The organism is Gemmatimonas sp., assembly GCF_036405635.1.
GTDB lineage: Bacteria > Gemmatimonadota > Gemmatimonadetes > Gemmatimonadales > Gemmatimonadaceae > Gemmatimonas.
Genome location: NZ_DASWXE010000040.1, coordinates 1 through 10501, shown reverse-complemented (window position 1 = coordinate 10501; position 10501 = coordinate 1). Strand labels below are relative to the sequence as shown.

Annotated in this window: 7 protein-coding genes; 2 read left to right on the top strand and 5 right to left on the bottom strand. The window is 64.2% G+C overall.

Annotation, left to right across the window (positions count from 1 at the left end; all coding sequences use genetic code 11):
• The first annotated feature begins 243 nt into the window (after nt 1–243).
• A complete protein-coding gene (locus VGE27_RS02910; protein WP_331048130.1) occupies nt 244–4188 on the top strand; it encodes an ATP-binding protein in 3945 nt (1314 codons plus the stop codon).
• A 31-nt stretch (nt 4189–4219) separates the two neighbouring features.
• Here VGE27_RS02910 and VGE27_RS02905 read toward each other — a convergent pair whose 3' ends face one another.
• Genes VGE27_RS02905 through VGE27_RS02895 form a run of 3 tightly spaced genes read right to left on the bottom strand, consistent with a single transcriptional unit; the run spans nt 4220 to nt 6908 of the window.
• Nucleotides 4220–4876: a peroxiredoxin gene (locus VGE27_RS02905; RefSeq protein WP_331048129.1), complete on the bottom strand. Its 657-nt coding sequence runs from the start codon at nt 4874–4876 to the stop codon at nt 4220–4222.
• A gap of 49 nt (nt 4877–4925) precedes the next feature.
• The gene (bla, locus tag VGE27_RS02900) at nt 4926–5906 is read right to left on the bottom strand and encodes a subclass B3 metallo-beta-lactamase (protein ID WP_331048128.1); all 981 of its coding nucleotides are present in this window, start codon (nt 5904–5906) and stop codon (nt 4926–4928) included.
• 27 nt (nt 5907–5933) lie between these two features.
• Nucleotides 5934–6908 (bottom strand): helix-turn-helix domain-containing protein, encoded by a 975-nt coding sequence (locus VGE27_RS02895; RefSeq protein ID WP_331048127.1) that lies wholly within the window; start codon nt 6906–6908, stop codon nt 5934–5936.
• Between the two features lie 252 nt (nt 6909–7160).
• Here VGE27_RS02895 and VGE27_RS02890 point away from each other — a divergent pair, with 252 nt between their 5' ends.
• Nucleotides 7161–7964 carry a sulfurtransferase gene (locus VGE27_RS02890; protein ID WP_331048126.1) on the top strand — a complete coding sequence of 268 codons (804 nt, stop codon included), beginning with the start codon at nt 7161–7163 and terminating at the stop codon, nt 7962–7964.
• Nucleotides 7965–8034: 70 nt separating this feature from the next.
• On the opposite strand, the gene VGE27_RS02885 is transcribed toward VGE27_RS02890, so the two are convergent.
• Both VGE27_RS02885 and VGE27_RS02880 read right to left on the bottom strand, forming a co-directional pair.
• Nucleotides 8035–8484 carry a DUF4760 domain-containing protein gene (locus VGE27_RS02885; RefSeq protein WP_331048125.1) on the bottom strand — a complete coding sequence of 150 codons (450 nt, stop codon included), beginning with the start codon at nt 8482–8484 and terminating at the stop codon, nt 8035–8037.
• Nucleotides 8485–8916: 432 nt separating this feature from the next.
• A partial coding sequence (locus VGE27_RS02880; RefSeq protein ID WP_331048124.1) for a DUF5916 domain-containing protein occupies nt 8917–10501 on the bottom strand: 1585 nt, incomplete at its 5' end.

Genomic DNA, 10501 nt, shown 5'->3' with positions numbered 1-10501 from the left:
GCTGGAATCGAAGATACGGGACGACATGGACATCACGGCAGATTGACGATCGGCGGGCGGCGCCGAAGCTTGCCGCATGCCGGGTGCTGAGCAGAACCTGATAGACTAGCAAGTATAACGAACGAAGCTATCGGGATTAATACCAAACCGCTCCCAGTGGGGTCGCCACCGAATGGAGCCACCGCCGATCGCTCGGGGGCGGAGCGCGCACCAGAGATGACATGCGGCGCTATCTTCAGCCCCATGATCCTGTTCAGGGCCCTGTGGCTCTCGGCTTTCCTCGGCGCGACGCTTCCCGTCGGCACTCGGCCCCTCGCAGCACAGAACCCCAGTCCACGCTCAGCACCCGCGCCCCTCTCCGGCGCCGGCGTCCTCGAGCTGGACGACGTCGCCTACTCGGCCTTTGGCCGTCGCGACGGCCTGCCCGATTCGCCGCTCCATTCACTGACCCGGTCACGAGACGGCAGCGTCCTGTTGGGTACGGCCGACCGCGCCCGCTATTTCACTGGACGCTCGTGGGCGCCGCTCCCGCTTCCCCCGACGGTAACGGACGGGCTGATCCGTATGGTGCTCGATGCGTCCCCGCATGAGCGCTACCACGTCCACAACCGCTACATCAGCATCGAACGTGACGGTCAATGGGTGGGCCGGTTCGAACTGCCCGTCGAGTCTGCGCCCATCTATTCTGCGACGCTCGAAGCGCGCGGCGACAGCACGCCCCGCCTGATCATCGGTGCATCCGGAGGCGTGTTCGTTGCGAAGGACAGCGGCCTGCTCACCCGCCTGCCCCTGCCACGCGGCGTCATCGACCGCGACGCCATGGTCGTCACCCGGAGCATCAACGGTGTCTCCGAACTCTGGGTCGGCACTCGTGGCGGTGGCGTTTCCCGACTCGCTGGTGGGCAGTGGACCACCTGGAATACCACGGCCGACGGGCTGCAGAACCTGAACGTCGAGCATCTGGCCCTCACGCCAGCCGGCGATTCCGCATCGGCCATCGTGGCCACTGAGGACGGCGCTTTCCTGTTGGTGGGCCGTCGCTGGCAACGCATCGGACCGACGGGCTCCATCGCGCGCGTCCTGCGCGTGCGTGTGAACGACGCCATCGAGACATGGATTGGCGCGACCAGCGGGCATGTATTCCGCTCACGCGACGACCAACACTGGCAGCCGCTCGAACTCAGCCCCCGTACGCTGGGATCTCGCGTGCAGGTCCTGGAGGCCGTCGATCACGGACTCGGACACCCATCCATCTACATCGGATTTCGCAGCGGCGTGCTGCTGCGCCTGACCGTAGGTGTGGCCGGCCGCGTTTCGTCGATTCCGGCACTGCTTGGGCATCCCATCGTCGGGGCTGCACCGCAGCATGTGGGCGACACGTTGTGGTTCTGGGGCATGAACTTCGGCGCCTTTCGCCTTCCGGATTTCCGGGCCGTGCGCACCAACGAGTCCACTCGCGGTGGCAGTGATCCACGCACCCGGCTCCACCTCTCCACCGGAACGAAGCCCAATCGCCTCTTCACATCCACCGAGGGCCGGTTCTTCGAACGCGTTGGAGAACAGTGGACACTCCGCATCAATGCCGGCGAGAGTGACTTCATCTTCGACCTGCTCGAGGGACCCACGCCAGTCGGCACACAGGCGCTGATCGTGGTGTCTGCCCGCGGCGCTTGGTACGAGTCAGCGCCGTCCGTCTTCACGCGATGGCCCGAGTTTCCCATTGGCGCACGCGCCGCCGCCATCGACTCCACCAGCGGTCGCCCGCAACTCGTGGTGGCATTGGCCAATGGACAGGTCGACCGGTTCGACGGACAGCGGTGGGAAGTGCTGTCGAATGATCGGCCGCCCATCGGCAACCCGGTGGATGTGGTCGCGTTTCGCATGCCGTCCGGCGAGTGCGCGCTCGTGCTGGGTGGTTCGGATGGTCTCGCCATGCTGCGCAGCTGTGGGGGCGCGCCCGACTGGAGACTGTTCACAGCGGATCATCTCCGCGGACTGCTCGGCGACGACGTAAAGGATCTCGCGGCACTGCCTGACGGCCGCCTGGCGATCGCCTCATCGCGTGGCCTCACCGTCGCCACGCTGGGCCGATCGTTCGACGATTCCCTGGCCGTCGCTGAATCGTTCACTGATCTCGACGGGCTCCCGCATCCCTATGTCTCCACCATCGGACCGCTCGACAGCCGCGGCCGTCTCTGGGTGGGCACGCCACTTGGCGTCGGCTTTGCGAATGTCGAAGGGCGGCGTGGCCACGAGGTGCGACCGCTCCTCTCGCTGGTCCAGCTGCGCAACGGCAACGGAATGCTGATCACGCAAGGCGCACGACTGGCACAAGCCGAGTCGCGCGTGGAGATCGACGCGTATGCGATGACGTTTCATCGCGAAGAAGAAACGCTGTATCGCTTTGAGCTCGACGGCACACCCATCACGACGCCCGCCTGGACCGATCGCGGCAGCGCGACATTGCCCACCCTGTCGCCGGGCCGTCACACCATCCGGGTGCGGGCCGTGGACTATCGTGGCCTCGAGGCCGTCAGCAGCGAAACGCAGTTCGTGGTGATGCCTCCCACCTGGCGCTCTCCACTGGCACTCATCACGTATGGTGCCTTGTTACTCGGCGCCGGCGTGCTGCTCGATCGTCGGCGCAATCGCAGCGCAGTGCTGCGTGCACGGGAGGCAGAAGCCAACGAGCAGCGACTGGCCACCAGCGAACAGCGCTTCCGTCGCCTGTTCGAGGACGGCGCCAACCCGCAGCTACTCGTGGCCGATGGTGTCGTCCTGCAGGCCAATCGTGCCGTCACACAGTTGCTGCAGACGCGCGCCCAGCCGCTCATCGGGCGACCGGTCTCCACACTCATCCCACGTGTCGCACCATTGCTGGCCAGTGACAGCCCCACGCATCGTCGGGAGTGCGAGGTGGTGGACGATCATGGTGAAGAAATTCCGGTGGAAGTGTGGCATACCCGCATTCCCATCGACGCGGCGGTGCTCGATCACTTCGAAATGCGCGACCTGCGTGAACGCAAGCGACTGGAAGACGAACGGGCCGAGCTCGAATCGCAGCTCCGCGATGCGCAACGACTCGAGTCGATGGGCACCCTCGCCGGCGGGGTGGCGCACGACTTCAACAACCTGCTCACGGTCATTCACACCAACGCGGAGCTCGCATCCAGCGATGTCGGGTCATCGACACCCGCCGGCGAAGCCCTGTCCCAGTTGCTCGTGGCCAGTCACCGGGCACGCGAAGTGGTGCGCCAGATCCTCACGTTCAGTCGACGCACCGAGTTGCGCCGCGAACCGGTACGGCTCTCCGCATTGCTCAACGAGACTCACTCGCTGCTGCGCTCCACCATTCCGTCCACGGTGCAGGTGATCATCACCAACGAGGCCCCCGGAGCCACGGTCATCGGTGATGCGACGCAGTTGCAGCAGTTGCTGCTCAATCTCTGCTCCAACGCCGAGTACGCGATGCGCGCCACCAACGGCGGCACACTCGGCATTCACCTGCGTTGGCTGTCGGACACCAGCGCCAATGGCGACGGAGAATCGGTGGCACTGACTGTCACCGACACCGGTGTGGGGATGTCTCCCGAAGTCCGGGCCCGTGCGTTCGAGCCGTTCTTCACGACCAAGCCGGTGGGACATGGGACAGGTCTTGGACTGAGCGTATTGCACGGCATCGTCACGTCGCACGGCGGGTCCATCAACGTGACCTCCGAGCCAGGTCAGGGAGCAGCCATTGAGATCCATCTGCCCGCATCCCGCGTGAACGAGCCGGAAATCCAACCGGCGACGACACCGGTACCCATCGAGGCGGGGCGTCGCCTGCGCGTGTTGCTGGTGGACGACGAAGACGCCGTCGCTGGCGTGATGCGCCGCTTGCTCGAGCGCAGTGGATTCGAGGTCACCATGGCCAACAACGGGGCCGTGGGGTTGGAGCGAGCCATGGCCGGCCCGGCATTCGATCTGGTGCTCACCGACCAGACCATGCCCGTGATGACGGGCATGGAACTGGTGGAGCGTCTGCGCGCATCCGGTGATACGACACCGATTATTCTGGCGTCCGGCTTCGGTGCGGCCATCGATGGGGAGCGCGTCGCCCACCTGCGCGACGTGCACCGCATCGACAAACCTTTTGCTTCCAGCGACCTGCTGCGTCTCGTGCGCAGCGCGATCGGTACGAGCTGACCGAGCTGACCGAGCCCGTCAATCGAGCGTGTTACGCGCCAGGCTGGGGCACGATACGCAGGTACGGCTTCGGTTCCTTCCAGCCGTCAGGATAGATGGTGCGCGCCTCGTCGTTGGACACCGATCCGGCGATGATCACATCTTCGCCATGCTGCCAGTTGGCCGGCGTGGCCACGCGATGCTTCGCCGTGAGCTGCATCGAATCGACCACACGCAGGATCTCGTCGAAATTGCGGCCCGTGGTCATCGGGTACGCGAGGATCAGGCGGATCTTCTTGTCCGGCCCGATGACATAGACCGTGCGCACCGTCTGATTGTCGGCGGCCGTGCGCCCTTCGCAGCTCTCGCCCGCCTCTTCCGGCAGCATGTCGTACAGCTTCGATACTGCCAGCTCCGTGTCACCGATCATCGGGAACTCGGGCATGTAGCCCTGCGTCTCCTGGATGTCCTTCGCCCATTCGCTGTGGCGATCGGTCGGGTCCACCGACAGGCCAATCACCTTCACGTTGCGCTTCGCGAACTCCGGCGCGAGGCGCGCCACATAGCCGAGCTCCGTCGTGCAGACCGGTGTGAAGTCCTTCGGGTGCGAGAAGATGATGCCCCACGAATCTCCAAGCCATTCATGGAACCGGATCGGTCCATGGGTGGTGTTGGCCTGGAAATCGGGAGCGGTCTGACCGATGCGCATGCGGAGAATCTCCTGGAAGTGTACGAGAGCCTATACCATAGCCGCGCGCTCAACGTGCCGCAGCCTTCTCCTTCGCCAGCCGCTTGTCGAGCGCATCCGCGGAGCGCGCGGCATAGCGGCGGCACGCTTCGCGGTCCACCAGTGACAGGCGCGGGGTGTCTCGTGTGCCACCCGCGCCGACCGGCGACGCGGTTCTGCTGCTGTCGGCCAGTCGCTCCCACAGCGAAGACGCCCCCGGGTGCGGCGTGATCAGAATGTCACACGAAAGGCGGCTCAGCAGTGCCTGTCCGCGGCGAAAATCCTCTACGCCGGTGCGATAGGTGGTGCTCCGGGTGAAGTAGAAGTTGTCGGCCGAGATGGGCGTCTGACTGTCGGCATACACGATGTCGTAGCACTGGGTGCCTTCACACGATCGCCAGCTCCAGCTCGTCCCCCCGGGCGTATGACCACCCGTGAAGTGCGCGGTGAGCGACAACCGTCCGACCTTCACTACTTCTCCATCACGCAGCACACGCACCCGCTTCACGGGAGCAAAGCCGGGGTTGAGGCCGTACTGGGGATCGTCTTTCTGGGGCTGCCCCGATTCCAGCCAACGTGCACTCGATGGACTCGCCGCCACCGTGGCACCCGAGAGTCGCTGAATCTCGGCGATCGCTCCCACATGATCGAAGTGGACATGCGAAGTCACGATGAGTTTGATGTCGCCCACGCGAAATCCCATCGCTTCGATGCTCGCCACGATCTGCGGTGCGGACTCAGGCAACGCACCATCGACCAGCACATGCCCGTCGGGCGACGTGACGAGAATGGCGCTCAGTCCATCGGTGCCCACGTAGTAACTGTTGCCGAAGATGCGGAACGGCGCGTGGGGTGCATTCCAGGTCGCGCAATCAGGACAGTTCGGCGTGGGAGCAACGGGCGTGACCACCGCCCGGGTGGTGCCCTGCGCCAGGGCAGCAGCCGGCATCATGGCCATCAGAGCCGATGCCACGGCGTTCAGTGCCATGACTGATCGCCGATCACGACGCATCAGAGGAAATCGAAAGGACATGCGATCCTAGAGTTGCGCGCGAAATGCGCGGCGGTAGGCGTGCGGACTGGTGTGCAATTGACTGCGGAAATGCGCCCGCATCGAAATCACCGATCCGAACCCACACTGCTCGGCGATGCGCGAAAGCGGCAATGCTGAAGACTCCAGCAATGTACGCGCCCGCTGCAAGCGTTCCATGAGCAACCACTGTAGCGGTGATGTCCCGACCTCGGCGCGAAAGCGGCGGGTGAAAGTCCGCAGTGGCAACGCGGCGTGTCGCGCCATTTCGTCGACAGTCGCAACCGATTCGAGTCGTGCGCGTGCCCACTGCCGTGTGGCCTCGAGCGATCCGGTGTCCTCGGTCACCATCGCACGATCCACGAACTGCGCCTGGGAGCCATCGCGGTGCGGTGGCACCACCAAACGACGCGCCACCGTAGCGGCCACCACCGCGCCGAAGTCCTTGCGCACTACATGCAGACAAAGATCGATACCGCACGCAATACCGGCCGATGTGAGCACCTGCCCTTCGTCCACATACAGCACATCAGGATCGACGTGCACACGCGGATAGCGCGACGCCAGCAACGGCGCGTCCATCCAGTGTGTCGTCGCGCGCCGGTCGTCGAGCAACCCGGCCTCGGCCAGCAGGAAGGCACCGGAGCAGATCGACACGAGGCGCGCGCCACGGCCCGCCGCACGCTGCAGCGCCACGCTCACCGTACGTGGAATGACGAGATCGAGATCGTGCACACCCGGCAACACGATGGTATGCGCGTGACGGAGCGCGCTGAGCCCACGCGTGACCATCACGTCGAATCCATTGGCGGTGCGCACCGGCCCGGGCTGCGGTGCGCAGAGCGTCGCGTGGTAGCGCTTCACGCCCAGGTCGGTGCCCGGATACCCGAACACCTGCATGGGCACGCCCAGGTCGAAGGGCACCACCGATGGCAGGATCAGAATGGCGACGGCGATCGGTGCGGCGTGCGAATCTGGAGACATGGCCGAAAACTATCGGAAACTGGCTTTTCAGCCACTCACACCCTTTCGGCACTTTTTGCCATGCTTCGTGGGCATTTCCCAACTGTGTTTCTCCTGCCCCGGATCACCATGCCAATGCCCATGCGGACCCGACGCTTCAGTTCCTCGCCTTCGACCGGCCTTTCTGCTCTCACGACCACGGCTCTGCTGACGGCCTCTCTTACCGTTGGCTCGCCAGAGGCCCACGCTCAGACGGCTTCTCCACTCAAGATCGTGTCCACGGAATGGCTGGCCGGACGGCTCAACGATCCGAGCCTGGTGATCATCCAGGTGGAATCCAAGGATTCGTCGGGCCTTGCGCGCATTCCTGGAGCGCGCGTGGTGCCCTATTCCGCATTCACCACGCGGCGCGGCCCGCTCACCACCGAGTTGCCGGACGTGGACAGCCTGGCTGCCCTGTTCCGCAATCTCGGTGTGTCGGACAACAGCACGGTGGTGGTCACCACCGGACAGGAATCGCCGATGGCAGCACGCGCGCTCATGTCCCTCGACTACCTGGGGCACGGCTCGATGGCGTTTCTCGACGGTGGTGTGGCACGGTGGAAGGCGCAGAATCGCGCGATGACCACAAACGCGCCGACGGTGAAGCGCGGCACCTTTACGCCGCGCGTGCGCCAGGATCTCGTCGCGACGTCTGATTGGATCACCAACGCACAGCAGCAGGGACGTATCGCACTCATCGACACACGCACAGACGGTGAGTATGCCGGCGGTGGCAACCGCAGTGGCATGCCATCGGCCGGTCACTTGCAGGGCGCGCGTCAGCTCGAATGGGAGCAGCTGTTCACCGACGACAAGCACTTCCAGCTGCGCGATTCCACGCAGCTACGTCAGTTGTACGCCGAGCGCATGCGGGCAGGTGACACAGTGGTCACGTACTGCTGGGTGGGCTATCGGGCGAGCATGACGTACGTCGCGGCGCGCGCACTCGGTTTGCCCGCGCGGTTCTACGACGGCTCCTATCAGGATTGGCAGCAGCGTCAGTTGCCGGTGGTGGCCGGCACGTCGCCGCGATAGCCATCTGAACTAACGAGCGGCGCCGACCTGTTCTTGGCCGGCGCCGCTCGCAATGATCCTGCCCGACCGCTCAGGACGCCGGCTTCGCTGCTGCCAGCTGTGCCTGCATGCGCTTGCGAAACCGCTCGGCGATCGCACGACCCATCTCGCTGTTGGTCGCGACCCACTCCGCGTTGCGGAAGCCGTTGGCGTTCACCTGCGTGCGATATTCCTCGAGCCATGGTTCGATGCGCGAGAAGAGCAGCAGCCCTTCGCCATTGCTCTCGAGCATGAAGTCGGTGTGGATGACACCGTGCTTGGCCATCGCGTAGGTCATCTCCCAGTAGGTCGAGACCTGACGAAAGGCGGCGTTGAGCGGATGATCCGCTTTCGTGATCGCCACCACGTCCTCGAAACTGGTCGGGAGGAACTTGGTGATGACCTGCGAGCGGGAATCACGCATGACGGCTTCGCGACGCAGTTCATAGAGCTTGAGCACGAGCTCCGCGTCGTGATGGTCGGGGAAGTCCTTGAGGGGCACGAGCTGTGGGGAAGGCGGGGACTGACGGCGCCGGCGTTTGGCGCGGCATGAGCCCGAAATATGTCCCACAAATGCGAGAAGCGCCGGGCATGGTGCCCCGACGCTTCTCTGTGTCGTCCGTGGAGATTCGTAGCGACTTGGTCGCGAGAGCATGCTTGCCCTCTGAGTCCACGTCGACACCCGATCATCAGGGACTGAAAATCCTGATGACGGCGCGTTCCACACTGTGGTGGAATGTTGCAGCGGGTCGATGCACGCAACGTCGTTGCACTACGCCTCCGGGTGGACCGCGAGGAATCGGGATCGATCCCCGATCTGCCGCAGCGCTGTGGAGGCATCGCCCTCACTCTGCATCGGCAACATGCATGATTCGAGGGCGTGCCGCCATCGGTAAAACCCCTACACGAGCTGCACCGTACCAGACGTGCGAACTCAGCCGCCGGTGCCGAACTGCCGCGTGAACTTCACGAACACCGAACGCTGCTGACGCTGATTCCAGTCGAAGAAGCCGTTGGCCGTGCGTCCCTCGTTGAACACGATGAACAAGCCAGTACCCGCCGTGTTCAGCCAACCGAAGCGAACGTTCGCCGACCAGATCTCCTGCTGGTTGTTGTACTGCGTGAGTGTCTGCACAAACACACGCGGCGAGAAGAAGTAGTTGAGGCGCAGCGCCTGCAACGAACTCTTGAAATCGCCCTGCGGCAGCGTCACATCGTTGTAGTCCACCGTGAACGAACCCGAGAACGTCGCACCGCGGCGCACCGTCACCGTACCGCTGCCACCACGGCGCGTGCCCGTCCAGAAAGGACCCACGTCGAAGCGACCCACCGCCGACACGTTCTCGCTGGGATCGGTGTTGTAGTCAAACCCAAACGTGCCCCAGTCGTACTGGCCAACCGGAATCACCACACCCGGCGCGATGGTGAATGGCGCCTGCAGACCTTCATGCGAGATGTTGTATTCCGGGCCGAAGCGCGCGCCGTTGGCCAGTTCGAACTCGGTAAGGTCGATGTGCCAGTAGCCGGTCTGGTAGAAACCGTCCGTCAGACCCGTCACGTTGCGGTAGCTCACGTGCGGATTCCACTGCTTGAACCACGACCATTCGGGCTTGCGGATCAGGCGCATGACCGACGCATCGTACGTGCGGTAACCACCCGGGCGGCTCATGAAGCCCACTTCCGGGTTGAAATCGGCACCGACTTCCGCGTACCGCGCGTTGTGGTTCCACACATTGGTCTGATACGCGATACGTCCGCTGAAAGCGCGGTCGTTGCCATCGCGTCCCCGCGTGGTCGTGCGCGCGGCCCACAAATCACTGGTCCACGCCTGGCCCAGACCGATGCGTCCATCCACGGCAAAGGTGCGATTCACATCGGCGCCGTCTTCCATGGAGAGACGCTGCACGGCCATCACACCGATGCGCGAGCGGGACGACAACTCGCGGGTGGCACGAGCTACCGAGTACGACTGGCCGGGAAGGCTGTCATTCGGCGCCTCAGTCACCATCTGCAGCAAACCCACTGTTGTCTGCCCCACACGTCCCGACAAACGGCCACCACCCACGATGGGCTGCGGTGATCCATCAGAAGCGATGCCGATACGCCGTGAGAAGAACAGGTCCACCGCCTGCGGTGTGCCCGCCGAGAACACACCGGCATTTTCGAGGAAGAACGGACGCTTTTCCGGGAAGAATACGGGGAAGCGTGTGAGGTTCACGCGCTGATCGTCCACTTCCACCTGCGCGAAGTCGGTGTTGTACGTGAGGTCGAGCGTGAGTGCCGGAGTGACACCGTACTTGATCTCACCACCAAACTCGGTGGGCGTCTTCTGCGTCTTCACATCGTTCACCCAGCGCTGCTGCACGGCCGAGAGCACGTACGGCGTGATCGTCTGGATGCGCCGCGACGGCACATCGAGCGACGTCAGCGTACCGGCGAGGGAGAGTCGGTACAGGTTGAACTGGCGCGGAATGAACGACCAGTAGAGCTCTTCGTTCTTGCGACGAATGCTGCGCGAG